Origin of the sequence: Streptomyces sp. NBC_01508, from assembly GCF_045040315.1 — a bacterium.
Classification (GTDB): domain Bacteria; phylum Actinomycetota; class Actinomycetes; order Streptomycetales; family Streptomycetaceae; genus Streptomyces.
Genome location: NZ_CP109419.1, coordinates 2,478,247 through 2,497,759, shown reverse-complemented (window position 1 = coordinate 2,497,759; position 19,513 = coordinate 2,478,247). Strand labels below are relative to the sequence as shown.

The 19,513-nt window shown below is 71.0% G+C and carries 14 protein-coding genes and 1 pseudogene; 2 read left to right on the top strand and 13 right to left on the bottom strand.

Annotated elements, in window-relative coordinates:
* Positions 1-14 precede the first annotated feature (14 nt).
* Positions 15-3,038 (top strand): FxSxx-COOH system tetratricopeptide repeat protein, encoded by a 3,024-nt coding sequence (fxsT, locus tag OG700_RS11170; protein WP_405612352.1) that lies wholly within the window; start codon positions 15-17, stop codon positions 3,036-3,038.
* Positions 3,039-3,147: 109 nt separating this feature from the next.
* On the opposite strand, the gene OG700_RS11165 is transcribed toward fxsT, so the two are convergent.
* The 10 genes from OG700_RS11165 to OG700_RS11120 all read right to left on the bottom strand — a co-directional run bounded on the left by OG700_RS11165 (position 3,148) and on the right by OG700_RS11120 (position 16,174).
* Positions 3,148-7,050 carry a multifunctional oxoglutarate decarboxylase/oxoglutarate dehydrogenase thiamine pyrophosphate-binding subunit/dihydrolipoyllysine-residue succinyltransferase subunit gene (locus OG700_RS11165; RefSeq protein WP_405612350.1) on the bottom strand — a complete coding sequence of 1,301 codons (3,903 nt, stop codon included), beginning with the start codon at positions 7,048-7,050 and terminating at the stop codon, positions 3,148-3,150.
* Between the two features lie 301 nt (positions 7,051-7,351).
* On the bottom strand, positions 7,352-8,374 hold the full coding sequence (locus OG700_RS11160; protein WP_405621593.1) for an ATP-binding protein: 1,023 nt from the start codon (positions 8,372-8,374) through the stop codon (positions 7,352-7,354).
* Between the two features lie 275 nt (positions 8,375-8,649).
* Positions 8,650-9,387 carry a response regulator transcription factor gene (locus tag OG700_RS11155; RefSeq protein WP_023538700.1) on the bottom strand — a complete coding sequence of 246 codons (738 nt, stop codon included), beginning with the start codon at positions 9,385-9,387 and terminating at the stop codon, positions 8,650-8,652.
* 121 nt (positions 9,388-9,508) lie between these two features.
* Positions 9,509-10,288: a spermidine synthase gene (locus OG700_RS11150; protein ID WP_405612348.1), complete on the bottom strand. Its 780-nt coding sequence runs from the start codon at positions 10,286-10,288 to the stop codon at positions 9,509-9,511.
* A 147-nt stretch (positions 10,289-10,435) separates the two neighbouring features.
* Positions 10,436-11,104 carry a hypothetical protein gene (locus tag OG700_RS11145; protein ID WP_405612346.1) on the bottom strand — a complete coding sequence of 223 codons (669 nt, stop codon included), beginning with the start codon at positions 11,102-11,104 and terminating at the stop codon, positions 10,436-10,438.
* A complete protein-coding gene (locus OG700_RS11140) occupies positions 11,101-12,480 on the bottom strand; it encodes a hypothetical protein (protein WP_405612344.1) in 1,380 nt (459 codons plus the stop codon). Before OG700_RS11140 ends, OG700_RS11145 begins: the two co-directional genes overlap by 4 nt.
* Positions 12,477-13,364 carry an ABC transporter ATP-binding protein gene (locus tag OG700_RS11135; protein ID WP_405612342.1) on the bottom strand — a complete coding sequence of 296 codons (888 nt, stop codon included), beginning with the start codon at positions 13,362-13,364 and terminating at the stop codon, positions 12,477-12,479. The genes OG700_RS11140 and OG700_RS11135 overlap by 4 nt, the downstream gene beginning before the upstream one ends.
* A 20-nt stretch (positions 13,365-13,384) precedes the next feature.
* On the bottom strand, positions 13,385-14,440 hold the full coding sequence (locus tag OG700_RS11130; RefSeq protein WP_405612340.1) for a zf-HC2 domain-containing protein: 1,056 nt from the start codon (positions 14,438-14,440) through the stop codon (positions 13,385-13,387).
* Positions 14,437-15,024, bottom strand: coding sequence for an RNA polymerase sigma factor (locus OG700_RS11125; RefSeq protein WP_405612338.1), 588 nt, complete (start codon positions 15,022-15,024; stop codon positions 14,437-14,439). Before OG700_RS11125 ends, OG700_RS11130 begins: the two co-directional genes overlap by 4 nt.
* A 7-nt stretch (positions 15,025-15,031) precedes the next feature.
* Positions 15,032-16,174 carry a DUF3626 domain-containing protein gene (locus OG700_RS11120; RefSeq protein ID WP_405612336.1) on the bottom strand — a complete coding sequence of 381 codons (1,143 nt, stop codon included), beginning with the start codon at positions 16,172-16,174 and terminating at the stop codon, positions 15,032-15,034.
* 235 nt (positions 16,175-16,409) lie between these two features.
* On the opposite strand from OG700_RS11120, the pseudogene OG700_RS11115 reads away from it, so the two are divergent.
* A pseudogene (locus OG700_RS11115) lies at positions 16,410-16,866 on the top strand (MarR family winged helix-turn-helix transcriptional regulator).
* 116 nt (positions 16,867-16,982) lie between these two features.
* Here OG700_RS11115 and OG700_RS11110 read toward each other — a convergent pair.
* The 3 genes from OG700_RS11110 to OG700_RS11100 form a co-directional block, all read right to left on the bottom strand.
* Positions 16,983-17,822 carry a nucleotidyl transferase AbiEii/AbiGii toxin family protein gene (locus OG700_RS11110; protein WP_405612334.1) on the bottom strand — a complete coding sequence of 280 codons (840 nt, stop codon included), beginning with the start codon at positions 17,820-17,822 and terminating at the stop codon, positions 16,983-16,985.
* A gap of 108 nt (positions 17,823-17,930) precedes the next feature.
* Positions 17,931-19,019 (bottom strand): type IV toxin-antitoxin system AbiEi family antitoxin domain-containing protein, encoded by a 1,089-nt coding sequence (locus OG700_RS11105; protein WP_405612332.1) that lies wholly within the window; start codon positions 19,017-19,019, stop codon positions 17,931-17,933.
* Between the two features lie 144 nt (positions 19,020-19,163).
* Positions 19,164-19,511 carry a Mu transposase C-terminal domain-containing protein gene (locus tag OG700_RS11100; RefSeq protein WP_405612330.1) on the bottom strand — a complete coding sequence of 116 codons (348 nt, stop codon included), beginning with the start codon at positions 19,509-19,511 and terminating at the stop codon, positions 19,164-19,166.
* Positions 19,512-19,513 lie beyond the last annotated feature (2 nt).

The following is a 19,513-nucleotide window of genomic DNA, read 5'->3' as shown; positions in this document are numbered from 1 at the left end:
GAGGAGACGCGCGCATGGTCGCTCAGCGGCACCTGACGGGGGACGGCGGCCCCGATCAGGAGTCCCAGCATTTCGTGGTCGCCTTCCCGGGCCACCACCGGCCGTGGGCCACCTGGATCGCACGCAGACTCGAAGCACACGGTCATCGCGTCACGACCCACCGGTGGGACCCCGACCGCGAACAGCCCCTGGAGGACGCCCTCGGTGACCTTCTGCTGGCCAGAGGCCGGGTCCTGCTGGTGCTCAGCGAGTGGTTCTTCCAGCTCGGACCGCGCCGCGAGGGCGAGTGGAACGAGGCGCTGCGCGGCTTCGTCGCCGCCAACGCCGACCGGTTCGCGGCCGTCAACCTGACCAACCGCTCGCTGCTGCCCGCCACCGCCGTCCTGGAGCCGGTGGACCTGTGGGGCATCGGCGAGCAGGAGGCCGAACGGCGCCTGCTGTCGCGGCTCTCCCTCGACCCGGCCACCCTGCGCGCCGACCCGTTGCCCGCCGCGTCCCGGTACCCCAGCGACGCGCCCGCCGTGTGGGGCGAGGTGCCGCGCCGCAACTCGCGCTTCACCGGGCGCGACGAACTGCTCAACCGGGTCCAGGAATCGTTCACGGACGTCGATCCGGGCGCGTCCGTCTGCGCGCTGGTCGGCATGTCCGGCATCGGCAAGACCCAGCTGGCCGCCGAGTACGCGCACCGCTTCAGCCCGGACTACGACGTCGTGTGGTGGGTCAACTCCGACCAGCGCGGCACCCAGCGCGACCGGTTCGGCGAGCTGGCACCGGCCCTCGGTCTGCGCAGCGGCTCCGAGCCCGGCGAGCGGATCCGCGCGGTGCGCGACGCGCTGCGCCGCGGCGATCCGCACAGCCGCTGGCTGGTGATCTTCGACGGCTGGGAGGACGTGGAGGAGGCGGCCCGCATGCTGCCCCAGGGCGGCACCGGCCATGTCCTGATCACCTCGCGCAACCACGGCTGGCGGGCGGTGGGCGACGTCGTGGAGGTGCCCGTCTTCGAGCGCGCCGAGTCGACCGGCTATCTGATGCGCAGGGCCCCGCACATCACGGCGGCCGAGGCCGACGAGGTCGCCGTCGAGTTCCAGGACCTGCCGCTCCAGATGGCCCACGCGGCGGCGCTGCTCGGCGAGTTGCGGATGCCCGTGCCGGAGTATCTGGAGAAGGTGCACAGCGGCGAGATCAACCCGCTGGACGAGGTGTCCGAGCTGGGCGACTACCCCAGCTCCTCCCTCACGTCCTGGTCGATGCTCTTCAACCGGGTCCGCGAGTCCGAGCCCCGCGCGCTCGAACTCCTCAAGCTGTGCGCCTGCTTCGCCCCCGGCCGTATCCCCATCGGTCTGGTCCGCGGTGTGTCCCCGGAGGACCTTCCGGAACAGCTCCGCTGGATCGCCGACAACTCCCCGGACTGGCCGCGCGCCCTGGACACACTCGCCAACTACTCGGTCATCACGAAGGATTCACGCAGCCCGTCCGTCTCGGAGGGACGTGACACCGGCCCCCGCCAGGAGTCCGTCCACATGCACCGCGTCGTGCACGGCATCGTCAGCCGGCTCACCGCGGGCGACGACCGCGACATCCACCGCGAGGTGGTCCGCCAAGTCCTCGTCGGCAGCGACCCCGGCGAGCCCTCCGACAGCAGGCAGTGGCCCCGGTACGCCGAGATCCTGCCCCAGCTCGAATTCTCCGGTGTGCTGGAGAGCACCCACCCGCGCACCGTCCAACTCGTCCTGAACTGCCTCCGGTACTGCTACACCAGCGGCGAGTACACCGTCGGCATGGATCTCGCCCGGCGGGTCCGGGAGAGATGGATCGGGCTGTTCGCGGCCGACGCCGAGGAGATGCTGGAGCTGAGCGCCGAGACCACGGTGATCCTGCGCGCCAGCGGCCGGTTCCACGAGGCGTACGACCGCGACAGCGGAGTACTCGACCTGCTGCTCGCACAGCAGGAGCCCGACCCGATCCGGCTGATGACGGCCAACAGCGGGCTCAGCTCCGACCTGCGGTTCCTCGGCCGCTACCCGGAGGCGTTCCGGCTCCTGCGGGACGTGGTCGACACCGGCCGGGAGCTGCTGGGCGCCGACGAATGGACCACCCTCCAGGCCCAGCACAACCTGGGCGTGACGCTGCGCCTGCTCGGCCAGTACGAGAAGGCGTACGAGACCGACCTCGACACACTGCGCAAGCGCGAGGCCGTCCTGCGCGCCAGGCACTCCAACACGCTGCACTCGGTGAACGCCTGCGCCCGCGACCTGCGGCTCCTCGGCCGCTACCACGACGCCCTGGCCCGCCAGGAGTTGGGCGTACGGACGCAGATCCAGGTGCTCGGCGAACTGCATCCGCAGACCCTGTGGGCGCAGCACAACCTCGTCCTGTGCAAGCGCAGGGCGGGTACCAAGGGCGAGGACATCGGGCCGGTGATGGCCGATCTGCTCGCCCGCCAGGAGCGCGTGTACGGCAAGGGCCACCACAACAACCTGATGCTGGTCACCGACTACGGCAACTACCTGCGGGTGCACGGCGATCTGGGCCAGGCCAGGGACCTGCTCTCCGAGGCCGAGGACACCTACCGCGCCCTGGTCGGCCAGGCCCACCCCGTACCGACCGGCATGCAGTCCAACGTCGGTCTCCTCATGCAGGCCGAGGGGGACAGGGACGGCGCGCTCAACCTCTTCGAGCAGGCGCTCACGGGTCTGCGCACCCTGCTCGGCGACGACCACCCCTGGACGCTGGGCTGCGCGCTGAACGCCTCCGGAGGGCGGAACCTCACCGGGCGGCTGGAGCAGGCCGCCGAGCTGAGCAGGGACACGCTGCGGCGCTCGCGTGCGGCGCTGGGCGACGACCATCCGCTGACGCTCTCCACCCAGACGGCACTCGCGGCCGATCTGCGGGCGCTCCAGCAGCGCGAGGAGGCGGACAAGGTCGAGGAGGACGCGCTCCAGAAGCTGACGCGCACGATGGGTGCGCAGCACCAGCACACGCTGTCGGCACGGCAACGGGTGCGGCCGTACTGGGACTTCGAGCCGTATCTCGGCTGACGGCCCGGGGTCCGTCCGGCGGGGTGTGTCCTCAAGCGCCGGACGGGCTCGTGCGGTGTCCTCAAGCGCCGGACGGGCTTTGGGCCCGTCCGGCGCTTGAGACGCCCCGTCAGGCGTCGAAGACCTCCGCGCAGAGCTGGGCCTGCTCCGCCTGGTGGCGCTTCGCGGAGCCGACCGCCGGCGACGAGGACGCGGTGCGCGAGATACGGCGCAGCCGCTCCTCGTGCGGGATGTCCGCGCCGACCGCCAGGTCCAGGTGGTCGATCAGGTTGAGCGCGATGAACGGCCACGCACCCTGGTTCGCCGGCTCCTCCTGCGCCCACAGGTACTTCTCGGCGTTCGGGTACTTCGCGATCTCCGCCTGGAGCTCCGCGCCCGGCAGCGGGTACAGCCGCTCAAGACGCACGATCACCGTGTCCGTCAGACCGCGGTTCTGCCGCTCGGCGTCCAGGTCGTAGTAGACCTTGCCCGCGCAGAAGACGACCTTGCGGACGGCCGCCGGGTCGATCGTGCCCGCCTCGGCCATCGAGTCGCCGATCACCGGGCGGAAGCCGCCGTTGGTGAACTCCTCGGCCTTCGACGCCGCCGCCTTCAGTCGCAGCAGCAGCTTCGGGGTGAAGACGATCAGCGGCTTGTGGTGCGGGTTGTGGACCTGCCAGCGCAGCAGGTGGAAGTAGTTCGACGCCAGGGTCGGCATCGCGACCGTCATGTTGTTCTGCGCGCACATCTGGAGGAAGCGCTCGGGGCGCGCGGACGAGTGGTCCGGTCCCTGGCCCTCGTAGCCGTGCGGCAGCAGCAGCGTGACGCCCGAGGTCTGGCCCCACTTCTGCTCCGCCGACGAGATGAACTCGTCGACGACGGTCTGCGCCCCGTTGACGAAGTCGCCGAACTGGGCCTCCCACATGACCAGCGACTCCGGGCGGGCCAGTGAGTAGCCGTACTCGAAGCCCATCGCCGCGTACTCGCTCAGCAGCGAGTCGTAGACGTTGTAGCGGGCCTGCTCGTCGGAGAGGTAGAGCAGCGGGGTGTAGTCCTCGCCGGTCTCCTGGTCCACCAGCACCGCGTGGCGCTGGCCGAACGTGCCGCGGCGGGTGTCCTGGCCCGACAGCCGGACCGGGGTGCCCTCCATCAGCAGTGAGCCGATGGCGAGGGTCTCGGCGGTGCCCCAGTCGATCGTGCCGTCGTCGACCGACGCCGCGCGGCGCTGCATCTGCGGCATCAGCCGCGGGTGCACCGTGATGTTGTCGGGGATGTTGACCTGGGACTCGGCGATCCGCTTGACGATCTCCTGCGAGATGGCCGTCGTGACCGCGACCGGGAACTCGGCCTGGGCGTCCGGGACATGGGCCGGAGCCGGGTGCGACGTGGCCTCGCGGACCTCGGCGAACACCTTCTCCAGCTGGCCCTGGAAGTCCTGGAGCGCCTGCTCCGCCTCTTCCAGCGTGATGTCGCCGCGACCGATCAGCGACTCGGTGTACAGCTTGCGCACCGAGCGCTTCTTGTCGATCAGGGTGACCATCTGCGGGTTGGTGAACTGCGGGTTGTCGCCCTCGTTGTGACCGCGCCTGCGGTAGCAGATCATGTCGATCACGACGTCCTTGTTGAACGTCTGCCGGAACTCGAACGCGAGCCGCGCCACCCGGACACACGCCTCCGGGTCGTCACCGTTGACGTGGATGATCGGCGCCTCGATCATGCGCGCGACGTCGGTGGCGTACATCGAGGAGCGCGAGGCCTCCGGTGCGGCGGTGAAGCCGACCTGGTTGTTGATCACCACGTGCACCGTGCCGCCGGTGCGGTAGCCGCGCAGCTGCGACATGTTGAGCGTCTCGGCGACGACGCCCTGGCCCGCGAAGGCCGCGTCGCCGTGCAGCGCGACGGGCAGCACGGTGAAGTCCGTGCCCGCCTTGTTGATGATGTCCTGCTTGGCGCGTGCGATGCCTTCGAGGACCGGGTCGACCGCCTCCAGGTGCGAGGGGTTCGCGGCCAGCGACACCTTGATCTGCTCGCCGTCGAGACCGGTGAAGGTGCCCTCGGCGCCCAGGTGGTACTTCACGTCGCCGGAGCCGTGCATCGACTTCGGGTCGAGGTTGCCCTCGAACTCGCGGAAGATCTGCGCGTACGACTTGCCGACGATGTTCGCCAGGACGTTGAGCCGGCCGCGGTGGGCCATGCCGATGACGACCTCGTCGAGCCGCGACTCGGCCGCCGAGTCGATGACCGCGTCGAGCAGCGGGATGACGGACTCGCCGCCCTCCAGCGAGAACCGCTTCTGGCCCACGTACTTGGTCTGGAGGAACGTCTCGAACGCCTCGGCCGCGTTGAGCCTGCGCAGGATCCGCAGCTGCTCCTCGCGCTCCGGCTTGGAGTTGGAGCGCTCGATGCGGTCCTGGAGCCACTTGCGCTGCTTCGGGTCCTGGATGTGCATGAACTCGACACCGGTGGTGCGGCAGTACGAGTTGCGCAGCACGCCCAGGATGTCGCGCAGCTTCATCATCGACTGGCCGGCGAAGCCGCCGACCGCGAACTCCCGCTCCAGGTCCCACAGGGTGAGGCCGTGTTCGGTGATGTCCAGGTCGGGGTGCTTGCGCTGGCGGTACTCCAACGGGTCGGTGTCGGCCATGACATGGCCGCGCACCCGGTAGGAGTGGATCAGCTCGAAGACCCGCGCGGGCTTCGTGACGTCCTCGTCGTGCGAGGCGTCGATGTCCTTGAGCCAGCGGACCGGCTCGTAGGGGATCCGCAGCGCCTGGAAGATCTCGTCGTAGAACTCGTTCTCGCCGAGCAGCAGTTGACTGACGATCCGCAGGAACTCGCCCGACGCGGCGCCCTGGATGACGCGGTGGTCGTACGTGGAGGTCAGCGTCATGACCTTGGAGATGCCCAGCTTGTTCAGGGTGTCCTGTGACGTGCCCTGGAACTCCGCCGGGTAGTCCATCGAACCGACGCCCATGATGACCGACTGACCGGGCATCAGCCGCGGTACGGAGTGCACCGTGCCGAGGCCGCCCGGGTTGGTCAGCGAGACGGTGACGCCGGTGAAGTCGTCCATCGTCAGCTTGTTGCCGCGGGCGCGGCGGACGATGTCCTCGTACGCCTGCCAGAACTCGAAGAAGTTGAGCGTCTCGGCCTTCTTGATGCCGGCGACGACGAGCTGGCGGTCGCCGTTCGGCTTCACCAGGTCGATGGCGAGACCGAAGTTGATGTGCTCCGGCTTGACCAGGGTGGGCTTGCCGTCCTTCTGCGTGAAGGAGTAGTTCATCGACGGCATGGCCTTGAGGGCCTGCACCATCGCGTACCCGATGAGGTGCGTGAAGGAGATCTTGCCGCCGCGCGCCCGCTTCAGGTGGTTGTTGATGACGATGCGGTTGTCGAAGAGCAGCTTCACCGGGACGGCGCGCACGGACGTGGCCGTGGGCAGCTCCAGCGACGCGTTCATGTTCTTCGCGACGGCGGCCGACGGGCCGCGCAGCGTCACGTACTCGGGGCCCGTGGGCTCCTCGCCGGCCGGCTCGTCCTTCGGCGCGGCGGTGGCAGCGGCGGCGGCCGGCTTGGCGGCGGCCGGCTTGGCGGCGGCCGCGGCGGGCTTCGCCGGAGCGGCGGGGGCGGCGGCCGGAGCCTGGGACTCGGCCTTGGGGGCCTGAGCCTGCGCGGGGGCGGCCGCCACGGGCTTCGCCGGGGCGACGGGAGCCGCCGCGGTGGTGGTGGCGGGCGCGGGAGACGCGGCGGCCGGCGCTGCGGACGCGGCCGGTGCGGCACTCACCGCAGCCCCCGCGGCTGCGCTGGACGCCGTCGTGGACTCCTGGGCCTTGTCCGCCGCACCGGTGTTGCCCGGCTTGTAGTCGGCGAAGAAGTCCCACCAGGCACGGTCGACCGAATTCGGGTCCTGGAGGTACTGCTGGTAGATCTCGTCGACGAGCCATTCATTGGCCCCGAAGGCGGCGGCAGGATTCTTGTCCTGCCCCGTTCGGTCGGTCGAGACGCTTGAGTTACTGGGGGACTGAGACGACACGGCGGCAACCGCCCTCTTCCGCTTCACAAGGTGATGGACAGCGGGAATCAAGGCTACGCCTACCGGACCGAGAGGAGCAGACCGGGCGGGGGCAACGTCGTGCAAGTCACACCGGAAGGCGGGTTTCGGCGCAGGAATTGGCGGGAAACGAGCCAGGTTTCCTTTGAGCTGTCCTCGGAGCTGTGGACGCACCGCAACGCTGACACGGCCTTTTCGGCCCCTGAACGGGACCCGGGCCGGCAGCACCCGACCGAATACACGGAGAACGGGCTCTTCCGGTGCCTCCGGTTCGAACCCTACGTCAACCCCGCGCCCGGGGGATTCCCGGAAGTGTCACCTGGATGAGGCAGCCGCGTGCGGATTCGGCCACTCCGATGCGCCCACCGTGCAGATCCACCGCCCAACTCGCGATCGCCAGCCCCAGCCCCGTACCGCCGTCACCGCCCGGACCGTGCGGCGACGGGGCGCTGCCCCGGTTGAACCGCTCGAAGACCCGGTGCCGCTCCGGCTCCGGAATACCCGGCCCCTCGTCCTGGATCTCCAGATCCAGCGACTCGGGACCGCGCCCGCGCCGCGCCCGCACCGTCACCCGGCCGTGCGGCGGGCTGTGCTTGACCGCGTTGTCGATCAGATTCGCCACCACCTGGTGCAGCCGCTCCGCGTCCGCGTGCGCCGTCAGCTCCGGCGGCGACACATCCAGATGCAGATGGACGTCTGTACGGGTGTGATTGCCCGAACCCGAGCTGAGACCACGCTGCGAGGCCGCGAGATTGGCCTCCTTCAGCACCCCGGACAGATACGGCCACACCTCGAAGCGCCGCGCCTTCAGCGGCAGCACACCGTTGTCGAGCCGGGACAGGTCCAGCAGCGTCTCGACCAGCCGGCCCAGGCGCTCGGTCTGCTTCAGCGCCGTACGCATCGTCTCCGGGTCGGCGGCGGACACCCCGTCCACCACGTTCTCCAGCACGGCGCGCAGCGCGGCGATCGGCGTGCGCAACTCGTGCGAGACGTTGGCGACCAACTCCTTGCGGTGCCGGTCCACGGCCTCCAGGTCGTCCGCCATGCGGTTGATGGTGGAGGCCAGGTCGCCCAGCTCGTCACGGCGGTCGGCGCCGCTCACGCGCCGCGTGTAGTCGCCGTGCGAGATGCCCTTCGCGACGGTGTTCATCTCGTCCAGCGGGGCGGTCAGACCGTGCGCCACGAACTGCGTTATCAGCAGCGTCGCGATCATCGAGAAGACCGTGATGAAGCGCAGCTCGGTCTCGGTGCGCAGCGCCACCACCAGCAGGCCCGTGGTGATGAGCACGGAGACCACGACAAGCATGCCGAGCTTCGTCTTGATCGAGAACGGCCGCAGACCGCCGCCGTCGGCCCCGCCGTAACCGCCTTGTCCGCCGTGTCCGCCGAGCGACCCGTGCCCGGCCCTGATCCGGGCCGGGCCCTTGCGCGCCGGAACGTGGCCGGACTGGTCGTGGCGCGGCGGGCCGCCTCTGGCGGGGCACGGAACACGCGGCGTACGGCCCGCGCGCCCCGTACGGCCGGGGCTGTCGTCCTGCTCGCCCCGCCCGCCTCTTCCGGTTCTCCCGCCCGGCGGCCGGCTCATGGCGCCGGTGTCTCCAGGGCGTACCCCACACCGTGCACCGTACGGATCCGCTCGGCGCCGATCTTCCGGCGCAGCGCCTTGATGTGGCTGTCGACCGTACGGGTGCCCGAGGCGTCCGCCCAGTCCCACACCTCGGCCAGCAACTGCTCCCGCGAGAGCACGGCGCGCGGCGTGTTCGCCAGGCACACCAGCAGGTCGAACTCGGTGGGCGTCAGATGCACGTCCTCGCCGCGCACCCGCACCCGGCGCTGCGCGTGGTCGATCTCCAGCTCACCCAGGCGCAGGATGCCGCTGCGCGGCGTCACGGCGGCCAGCGCCGCGCGCTCGACCCGGCGCAGCAGCACATGCACACGCGCCGCCAACTCCCGCATCGAGAACGGCTTGGTCATGTAGTCGTCGGCCCCGACACCGAGCCCGACGAGCATGTCGGTCTCGTCGTCGCGCGCCGTCAGCATCAGCACCGGCACCGGACGCTGCGCCTGGACGCGGCGGCAGACCTCCAGACCGTCGAAGCCCGGCAGCATCACGTCGAGAACCATCAGGTCGGGCTGCCACGCCTCGGCGGCGTCCACGGCCGCGGGGCCGTCGACCGCCGTCTGGACGACGAAGCCCTCGGCGCGCAGCCGGGCCGCGATGGCGTCCACGATCGTCGCGTCGTCCTCGACGACGAGCACCCGGCGCTGCGCGCCCGGAGTGGCCGCGACCCCGTTCTGGCTGGTGTGTGTCTGCTCCATCGCCCCGCCCCTGGTACGTTCCGCGATCCGTGTTCCTCGATCCACAACCCTCGTGTCAATCCTCTTGGGGATGTGGATCCTGTATGTGGGGAGCAGCGTAGAGGCACCGGAGGGGTCCCGGCTACGCAGGGCGAACGGCAAGATGGACCACGTCAGGCACTCCTCGGGCAACTTGGATCTCTTCGGTCCTAACCCCGGTGAAACCGGCATTCCGCAGCGCCTGTTCGAAGCCGGGGGAGGGCCGCGCGGACCAGACGGCGAGGACTCCGCCCGGGTTGAGCCGCGCCAGGCAGGCGGCCAGCCCGCCGGGCGTGTACAGGCTCGCGTTGTCGTCGGTGACGGTCCAGTCGGGGCCGTTGTCGATGTCGAGGCACAGGGCGTCGTAGCGGTCGGTGTGTTCGGCGGGCCGGTCGATGACCTCCGTCGCCGTACGGATGTACCCGACCAGGTCGGTGTGGAGGATCACAGTGCGCGGGTCGCCGAGCGCGGCGCCGGAGATCCGGGCGAGCGGTCCCGCGTGGTGCCACTCGATGACGGCCTGTTCGCGTTCGACCACCACGATCCGGCCCCAGCGGTCGTCGGCGGCGGCGTGCGCGAGCGAGAAACCGACACCGAGCCCGCCGATGAGGAGGGACGGCAGGCCGTCGCGGCGGCGGGGCGCGAGGGCGGCCTGCGCGGCGTCGATCAGCAGCCGCTCGGAGCGGCCGTCGGAAGTGTCCATCAGGAACGTGCCGTTGGCGATGATCTCGTGGATGTCACCACCGTCGTGGGTGCTCGGGCGCTTCCGCAGGACCACCTCGCCGTACGGGCCGTCGCGCCGGTCGAGGGTGACGGGGCGGTCGGGGGCGAAGGAGTGGTCGTCGGCCGGTGCGGTCACTTCCGGCGTCGTGGGGTCGGGCACGGGGGCGTCTCCTCGGATCTGCGGCTGACGGGTCCTCGGTCATCCTCGCGGGGTGCGTGGGGCGACGACAATCCGGTTCTGGGGGCGTGTGCCCGGATTCGAGCCCGTCAGCGTCGGACGATCGAGGACCGGCCCGGGGCGCGGGAGCTACCCGCGCCCGCGACCCCCGCCCGGCCCCGCGCCCCGCCACGCGTGGAGCGCCGCGCCGCAGCCGTACACCGCGAGTGCGGTCAGCCACGCCCGTACGTCGTCCTCCGGCCGCGTCGCCCACGCCCAGGCCGCCGCCGCGCCGCCTGCCGCGCCCGACGCCCACAGGTAGGTGACGGCCGTGTAGACCATCATCGGCAGCCAGCTCAGCCGGGCGCCGAGCACCACGGCGGACGCCGCCGCGACGCCGGTCGAGCCGACGACGTTGCGCGCCATCGCGGAGGCGCCGTACGCGTCGAAGTGGCCCGGCACGGCGAGCGCGAGGAGTACGGCGGCAAGAGCCGTGGCGAGCAGCAGGTGGGCGAGGCGGCGCGGCCACCAGGGCCGTACGGCGCCCCGTTCCAGCTCCGCGCTGTGCGTGAACAGGCCCGTGCCGATTACCCCGGCGGCGAACAGCGGCGCGAGGACCACGACCGGCAACCGCGCGGTCGGCCCGGCGCCGGGCTGCTCCACCAGCCACTGCGCGGCCCAGGCCGCGCCGAGGGCGGTCGCGACGAGCACGGCGAGGGTGGCGGGCACGGCGCGGGAGCGGGCGTACAGCCGCAGGGCGGGGAGGATTCCGGGTGCGGGAGTGGTCGTGGTCGTGGTCGTGGTCGTGGGAGTGGTCATGGGACGGGCACCTCGGCGGGGTCGCAGCCGGGGGCGGCTTCTCCGGCGATGTAGCGGGTCAGGTAGGCGCGGCCCTGCGCGGGGTCCATGGCTCGCAGCCGTTCGAGATGCCTCTCCACGCCGGCGATGTCTTCGTAGGAGGCGAAGTCGGACGCCGGGGCCAGCCACTGCTGGACGGCCATGTGGATGTCACTGGCCTGGTCGGAGCCCGGCAGCTCGAAGTCGCTGTCCGGGCAGGTCTCCGAGAACAGCCAGCCGACAGTCGAATTCGCGTACTCGGCGGGCTCCGGGATCCGGCCCCGTACCGCCGCGTCGTACGGACTCGGCAACTCCACCTCGCCGGGTGCCGGGCCGGCCGGAGCGGCACCCTGGCGTACGACCCGTGCGCTCCCGGACCAGTACATTCCCGTCCCTGGCGCGCCGGGGCCGCTGATCCAGCGGGTCGGCGCACCGGGGATGCCGCGCAGTTTGCCGTTGAGATCGGCGAGCGCGGCCGACACGTCGGGCAGCAGGTCCTTGTCGACGGCGCTCACGCACACCTGTGGTGTGCCGTCGTCGCAGACGAGCCGGGACGCCGCCGGGTCGCCGCGCCACAGCCCGTCGCCGGTCTGCACGAGGACCACGGCGGCGGTGCACGCGGCGGCCAGCGGCAGTACGGCGACGGCGCGTCGCCGCGCGGCGAGCGCGAGGAGCGCGGCGGTGGCGAGACCCGCGGTCCACACCATGGCGGCCGGCCCGAACCACCACATGGGGCGGTCCCAGAAGTAGTGGTGCACAGCGGCGGGATTGAGCCACCGGCGCGGGTCGTCGCCGTAGGTACTGAAGAGGATGAGGGTGATGTACACGAGCAGGGCGAGCAACGGGGCCGTCAGCCGCCAGCGGACCAGCCGACCGGCGACGAAGCCGAGGACACCGGCGGAGCCGAGAGCGACGGCGTCGGCGAGGACGAGGGACGCGTAGGGGCGTCCGCCGCTCACATACGGCCAGGCGGCGAGCAACGAGCCGCCGGCGGCGACCAGATAGCCGATGGCGGGCCACAGCGCGGCGGGCAGCGCGGCGAGCATCGTCCGCCGCAGGGGAGTGCGGGGGAGCGTGGACACCAGCTCCCCCGTGCCGCGGCGCCGCTCCCGGCCACCGTGCCAGCAGCCCGCCGCGAGGGCGAGCGGCACGCCGAACAGGATGCCGTACTCGCGCAGCTCGTCGATGACCGCGACCCACCGCCCCTGCCAGGCGGGCGCGGCGGTGTACATCCCGACCCCGACGACAAGGGCGAGCGTCAGCCCGGTCCAGGGCCCGATGCCACGGACCAGCTCGGTCCGGGCGGGGTGGCGGGGGCGGGCGGTGTGGGCGGTACGGGCGGTACGGAGGGGGCTCACCGCTGTGCCTCCGTGCTGTCGGGGCGGGCGGGACCGGCGTCGGTCGGGGCGTTCGCCCCGGTCGTACCGGTCGTACCCCTCGCTCCCGGCCGTGTCAGCGGCTCACCCGCGCGGTGCGCCCTCAGTACGGACGTGTAGCCCCGTTCGATCGGGTTGCCGTCGTGGCCGGGGTCCGGCTCCCCGACCCCCGCCGCCACCGTCGAGTTCGAGCCAATAAGCGTCAGCTCCGCGGTCGTCCCCCGGAAGGCCACCCGGCCCGACTCCAGCAGCGTCACCTCCGAGCAGGCCGCGGCGACGTCCTCCACCAGGTGCGTCGAGACGATCACCGTGGAGTCCCGGCCCAAGTCCCGCAGCAGTCTGCGGAATTCGACCCGCTGTTCCGGGTCGAGCCCGGCCGTCGGCTCGTCCAGGAGCAGCAGCTCCGGCTCGTTGACGACGGCCTGGGCGATGCCGACACGGCGGACCATCCCGCCGGACAGGGTCTTGATCTTCGCGTCGACACGGTCCAGGAGGCCCACCCGGTCGACCGCCCGCACCACCGCCTCCGGCACCCCGGCCGCGGGCATCTCCTTCAGCCAGGCGATGTACGAGACGAACTCCCGCACCGTGAAGCCCGGGTAATAGCCGAACTCCTGCGGCAGATACCCCAGCCGCCGCCGTACCGCCGACCGCGCCCGGTGCTCCGAGATGTCGCGGCCCAGCAGTTGGACCCGGCCGCCGGTCGGCGCCGCGACCGTGGCCAGTACCCGGATGAGTGAGGTCTTGCCCGCCCCGTTCGGGCCGAGCAGCCCGTGTACGCCGGTGCCGAAGGTGAGGTCGACCGCGTCGAGCGCGACCGTCCTGCGGTGTCTGACGGTGAGCCCGTGTGCCGAAACGCCGTTCATCGCGGTGTCTCCCGTGTCGTTCACATGCGCCCCAGTCGGTCGAAGGCCGAGAAATTCGAGAAGTTCGAGAAGGCCGAGAAATGCGAGAGATTCAGCAGATTGGAGAAAGCCGGGAAGGCCGGATATTCGACGGACCGTCGCCGCAGTGCGAGCAGCCCCGCGCACAGCACGGCCCCCGCCGCCCAACCGCCCTGCGCGGCCGGCCCCGCGAGATACCGCGTCAGGTGCTCGGACAGCGCCGCCGTCGGCGCGAGCGCGCCCGACGCGGTCCACGCCGCGCCCGGCCCGAGCACCGGCACGGTCACCGCCAGCACCCAGACCACCGAGATCCCGGCGGCGGCGACGCGGCAGCCCACGTACGTGCCGAGCGCCAGTACGGCCAGCGACAGCGCGAGCCCCGGCAGCAGCCAGACGGCCGCCCCCGGCGCCCCCGGCGACGCGGGCAGCACGGCTCCCGCCACCGTGAGCAGCGGCAGGCTCACCGCCAGGACGGCGGCGGTCCGCGTCAGCAGCAGCCGCAGGCCGCCGCCGGGAGTGGACGCGGCGATCTCGTACAGCGGGTCGGCGGACCCCCTGTACGACACGGCGACCCCCACCAACGGCAGCACCGGCGCGAGGGCCAGCAGCACCGGGCGGGCGCCGGTGAAGTCCGCGCCGTACGCGAGGGCGACCGCCCCCGCCGCGACGAGCACCACCGCGAGCAGCCACGCGCCGCGCAGCGCCGGTCCCGCCGCCCACAGCAGCCGGGCGGTCCGCCCGACCTGTGGCGCGGCGGACGCGGCGGTTGACGCGGCGGTTGACGCGGCGGATGTGGCGGACGGTGCGGCGGAGGCGGACGCGGGGGATGGGGCCGGCGGGCGTACGGACGCGAGCACCGCCGCCCGTACGTCATCCAGTACGGGGCCCGCGGCCCCCCTCCGCACCGCCGCGGACACCCGTACCGCACACGCCCCGCACGTCTCGATGTGCTTCTCCAGCGACCAGGCGTCCGGCTCGGACGCCGATCCCGCCGCGTACGACGCCGCCAGTGCCGCGTCCGCGTGCCAGCCGCCGCCCGTACGACTCACTCCGCTCATGCCGTGCCTCCCAGCGGTGCGATCCGGCCCAGTTCCAGGCGCAGTTCCTTGCGGGCCCGCATCGCGCGGGTCTTGACCGTGCCCTCGGGTATCCCGAGCAGCTGAGCCGTCTCGCGGGTGGTCAGTCCGTCGACGACCGTGGCGCGCAGCACCTCGCGCAGCTCGGGTGAGATGCGGTCGAGCGCCGCGCCGACGTCGCCGAACTCCAGCCCCGTGAGGACCCGTTCCTCGGCGGAGGGCGCGACGGTGACCGGCTCGTGCTCCAACCGGCCGCGCTCGTCGGCCCGTTCGGCGCGCGCCTGTACGCGCCGGGCGTCGACCAGCCGCCGCCCGGCGATCACCCACAGCCAGCCGCCCGCCTCCCCGCCGCGGTGCGTCGCGGCGGAGCGCCAGACGGTGACGAAGGTGTCCTGGAGGACTTCCCGTACGGTTTCGGGGTCCGCGCACCGCCGGGTCAGCCGGGTGTGCAGCCACCCGGCGTGCCGGTCGTACAGCACGCCGAGCGCTTCCGCGTCCCCCTTGGCGACGGCGCGCAGCAGCGCGGCGTCGTCTCGGTCTGCCCCCGTGGGGCGGAACAGTCTCACGCTCTCTCTATCGCTCGGGCGCAGCCCGCCGGTTCACGCCGCCTGTCCGCTCGCCTGTCCGCTCGCCTGTTCGCCCGTCTGTCCGGCCGTCTGTCCGGCCGAAGCGCACCAGCACGTGCCAGAGCTGCTTCACGTACTGGAGCACTTCGTCGCGCGTGCCCCACCGCGCCCAGGCTGCCGGATCCCGTACGACGGAGGCCGCCGCGCGGCCCAGCACCTCCGCGTCGAGGATGCCGGTGCGCGCGTACGAGCGACAGACCCACGCGGCGAACGGCACCATCATCGCGCCCCGGAACTCCGCGCCCACCTCGTCCGGCGCCAGGACGAATCCGGCGTGCCACTCCAGCGCGATCCCGCACCGCCGCGCGGTCGCCGCCAGCAGCCGGCCGGTGTCCGTCCCGCGGAACGACGGGTCGACGACCAGCGCCTCCGCGTCGGTCACCAGGTCGATGTCACCGTGGACCTGCGCCTCCACATACGCGTCGAGCTTGCGTCCGGGTTCGGCGGCGGTGACGGCGGCGGTGACGGCGACCGCCGGGTAAGGCAGCCGCGCGATGTCCGCGTCCTCCGCGAGCACCCCCGCCAGCACGCGGCCGAATGTGTCGATCGTGCCGACGTCCACCGGCCCGAGATGGCTGTCGCCGTGGCAGTACGTCACCCGCGCGTTGACCTCGGGGCGCAGCCGCACATGACAGGACCCGAAGCGCGGGGACGCCCCGTCGGGGTGGCCGTACAGATTGAGCGCCCCGTACTTGGGCCGCTCCCCGGGCCTCGCCCCGCCGTCCGCGTGGTATGCGCCCCCGAACAGCCGCTCCTCCCAGCCGTCGCGCGCCCCGCCGGGGTGGGCGGTGCGGCTGCCGTTGGACAGCCCGGTCTCGTACTGGCTGCGGTAACGCCCGTCCAGGGCAAGGGACTCGGCGACGGTCGGCCCGCCCGCGACGAACCGGTCGGGGTGGAAGTTGAGGGTGACGCGCACGTGATCGCGGATCCGCGCGACGAGGTCCGCGGTCTCCACCGCGCCGCCCACGGCCGCCTCGATCCGGGCGAGCGCGGCTCCGTGGCCGGCCGTCGCCCGCGTACGTACGTGGCGCAGCGCCGCGCGCTGGGCGGCCGTCAGCGGGGTCGGTGGGGCCGGTGGGGTGGCGGTCATCGGTCCGTCCCGGGTACGGCGCCCGTTTCGGGCGTACGCATCACCAGCAGACGGAGGCCGCGCCCGGTGTGATCCACTCGGCGATCCGCGACCCACACGGACGTAATGGTTGAACTATCCATTGAGTTATTACAGCGCACGCGCCCCGCCGTGCGCGAGCACTTTCCGCCGGGCGGGATCCGGAGCGGCACCGGAGCCGTATTCTGGCCGTATGGCAGAGGCTGAGGCTGGGCGCATGGGGATCGTCACCGCGCTGGTGCGCTCCTCGTTCCTGGTGAACGCCGTGTACGCGCGGGTGAGCCGCGAGTTCGGACTGCCCCCGCAGCAAGGCCAGTTGCTCTGTGTGCTGAATGCCCCAGCCGTACGGGATGAGTGAGCTGGGCGCGATCCTCGGGCTCGCGAAGTCGAGCCTGACCGGGCTGGTCGACCGGACCGCCCAGCGCGGTCTGGTGTGGCGCGAGCCGGATCCGCGGGACGCCCGCGCGGTGCGGGTCGCGCTCACCGAGGAGGGCCGACTGCTCGTGGACGACTTCTACGAGGCGACCTGCCGCGCCATCGAGCGGCTGCCCGCGGGTCTCGACGAACCCGACCGCGCCCAACTCGCCGAACTGCTCGGACGGGTGGTGCGCGACAACGAGGTGCCCGCGGTGTTCATGGAGGCCGACGACGCGGCCCCCACCGCGCGGCGGTGACCTCTCCGCCGTCCACGGGCGCCACCCGCGGTCACGCGGTGTTGAACAGCTCCGCGAACCGGCCGGTGAACAGGTCGGCCCCCACACACTCAACATGATCGGTACGCCAACGGCTTCTAAAGCCAGGCCGTGGCGCTCGGGCTCCAGGTGCCGCTGGCGGTGCCGCTCAGCAGAGGGTCGACGAAGGCGGCTGCGAGAGCAGCCGCTTCGGAGAGGGTTGCGCAGCCGTTTAGCCCTACGATCAGTTTGGCCTGTTTTGGGTAGCCCACGTGCCAGTCGGATCCGGGTATCTGGAAGACGTCGGGGAGGGGCAGGTGCGTGCCGCGGTCGCGGCGTCTGTCGGCTTCGCGTTGCAGAGCTCGGAGCGCGGCTTGGCTGGGGACCGTCTCCTGTTGACCGATGAGGAGAAGGTCCGCGAGGTCGCGGTAGCGGTTGGATCCGTGCTGGCCGCTTGCGCCATGCCGTTCGTACATGGCGCAGATCTTGTCGGCGACGTGGTCGACGACCGGGTACAAGCGGACTTCGGGCCAGTCGACGGGCCATTCGAGGTCGACGGCAGACTTGAGCGTGCGTACTTCGACGGTCCCTGTGAGCGGTCGGCCGACGACGAGGTCGACCTTGATGGTCATCACTTCGGCGGATCCGAGGTAGACCTTGAAGTACTGGGCTCCGCCGCGTCCGTCCTCTGCGGCGTCGTGGTATTTGGTGGGTGCGTAGCGAAGAAAGTCGCCGAGGTCGAAGGCGGCTGCGTCGATGACCAGTTGCCGGACTTCATCAGCCGTGAGGTCGAGGTTGGTGCTCTGAAGGTCGATGTCCTGGCTGAGACGGGCGGCGCCTCGGTAGCGGACGAGGAGGGCTTGTCCGCCTTTGATGAGCCAGCCGTCTGGGTCCTTGGTGAACACGCGGGCGGCTAGCCGGTTGAAGTAGAAGATCTTCATGAGGTCGGTAACGCTCACGCCTGTCTTCCGCGACATCTTGCGTGCCGCCTGGCCCAGAGCCGTTTGGAAGGCTCTAGGGGTGGCGTACGTTTTCTCCAAGTGGACATCCCCCGGCGGTCAGTTGGACTACTGATCGTACTCGGAGTCCGGTTTGCCGCCCGTGTCCTTTTGAACATCGTCCGTGACATGGTGCTGGGCTGGTTGCTCGGTAGAGGTCTCGTGAGCTGCCCGGCCGCTTGATGAGTCTTGTTGTTCGATCGCAGGACGGCTCTCGACAGTTGCGGCGCCGCTTCCTTCTTCGAGAGTCCGGGGATTCACGGTGTGCTCGTGCAGCCGCCGCATGGCCTCCTGGAGAGGAGCGTTCGTCGTCGCAGCCATCTCACCAATCCGCCGCACGGCTTCCTGCAGAGCGCTGTTCGGCAACGCCATCTGCTCATTCATCCGCCGCATGGCCTGGAGTGACTGGCGGATGGCGGGGCTAGGATCGTAGGTCTCTCGGGTCATTAGTTCGAGGGCGGTGGCGAAGCCTTCTGTGCTGGCTCTGGCAACCTCCTGGGATCTCAGGTGCTTGCCGGCTTGGTCGACCAGGTGCTCGATGAGTTCCTGCCCTGTGGCCTGGGCGGGTAGGCCATAGGTGCGGGTATAGGGCTGGGCGGATTCCTGGAGGTCTTGGATCTCGATGAGTTCGAGACGTTCCGCGTCGGCGATGACTCCCCCGAGGTGGCCGCCGTCGGTTTTGCTGCGGAGCAGGTCGAGAATGGTGCGGCGGGCTGTGGTGACGGGCAGCCCCTGGATGAGAGTGATGTCGTCCGGCTCCAGGTGCACGGTGCGCAGGTGGACGAATGGCTCGGTGGTCGTGCGTCGTCGGGGCACGCTGATCTCGGCCTTCGGGGCGGGAATGTCTCCCAGGCCGTGGAGCTGGCAGGCGGAGGCGTGGGAGACGACACCGGAGTCCTTGCCCCCCAGTGGGCGCTCCGAGGCGAAGGTCGCGGGTTGCAGGCGCAGCCAGGCAACCTTGACCTCCAGGTGCAGGGGGAAGCCTGCCGCTTGAAGGAGGTAGACACCTCTGCCGACGTTCTCGAGCAGTCCTGCCTCGGTCAGGCGCAGGATCTGCACGGCGTTCAGGCCGATCCGCTTCGCTTGGGCGGCGGTGACAAGACCCCATTGGTCGGCGGCGTGCTCGGCGATGCGCCTCAGCTGCTCTCCACGGTTCATGCAGCCATAGTTACACATGATTCTAAAATCCCGCAGAGTTAGTTACACCTGGATGTAACTAACTCTGCAAATTCGACTCAGCTAACTGTAACTAACTCTGCAAAAATCACTAGAGAGTCGGTTCGGTTCGATCCGCCAGCCCGGTCAGGCGGCCCAGTCGATGGAGGAGACGTTCTCATTGGTGTCGTCCAGCCCGACCTCGGCGGCCAGTCGGCGAGCGTGCTGCCAGGTGAAGTCCGCGAACGGTGCTTTCACCAGAGGAAGGTGCACCCGGGGGACGGTGACCCAGCCCCGCTGGGTGCGTACGAACACCTGGGACAGGTCGTAGGGGTCGTAGTGGACCTCCCAGAGACCGCGCTTGGCTGCATGCCCGGAGTGCGGGCGCCCCAGAGGTCCCAACTCGGCGCTGTCGTATGTGCGGTAGTTGATCCGGATGCCGGAGCCGTTGATGGCCCGCCAGGTCACCGGCAGCAGTTTCCAGGTAGTCCTCACCG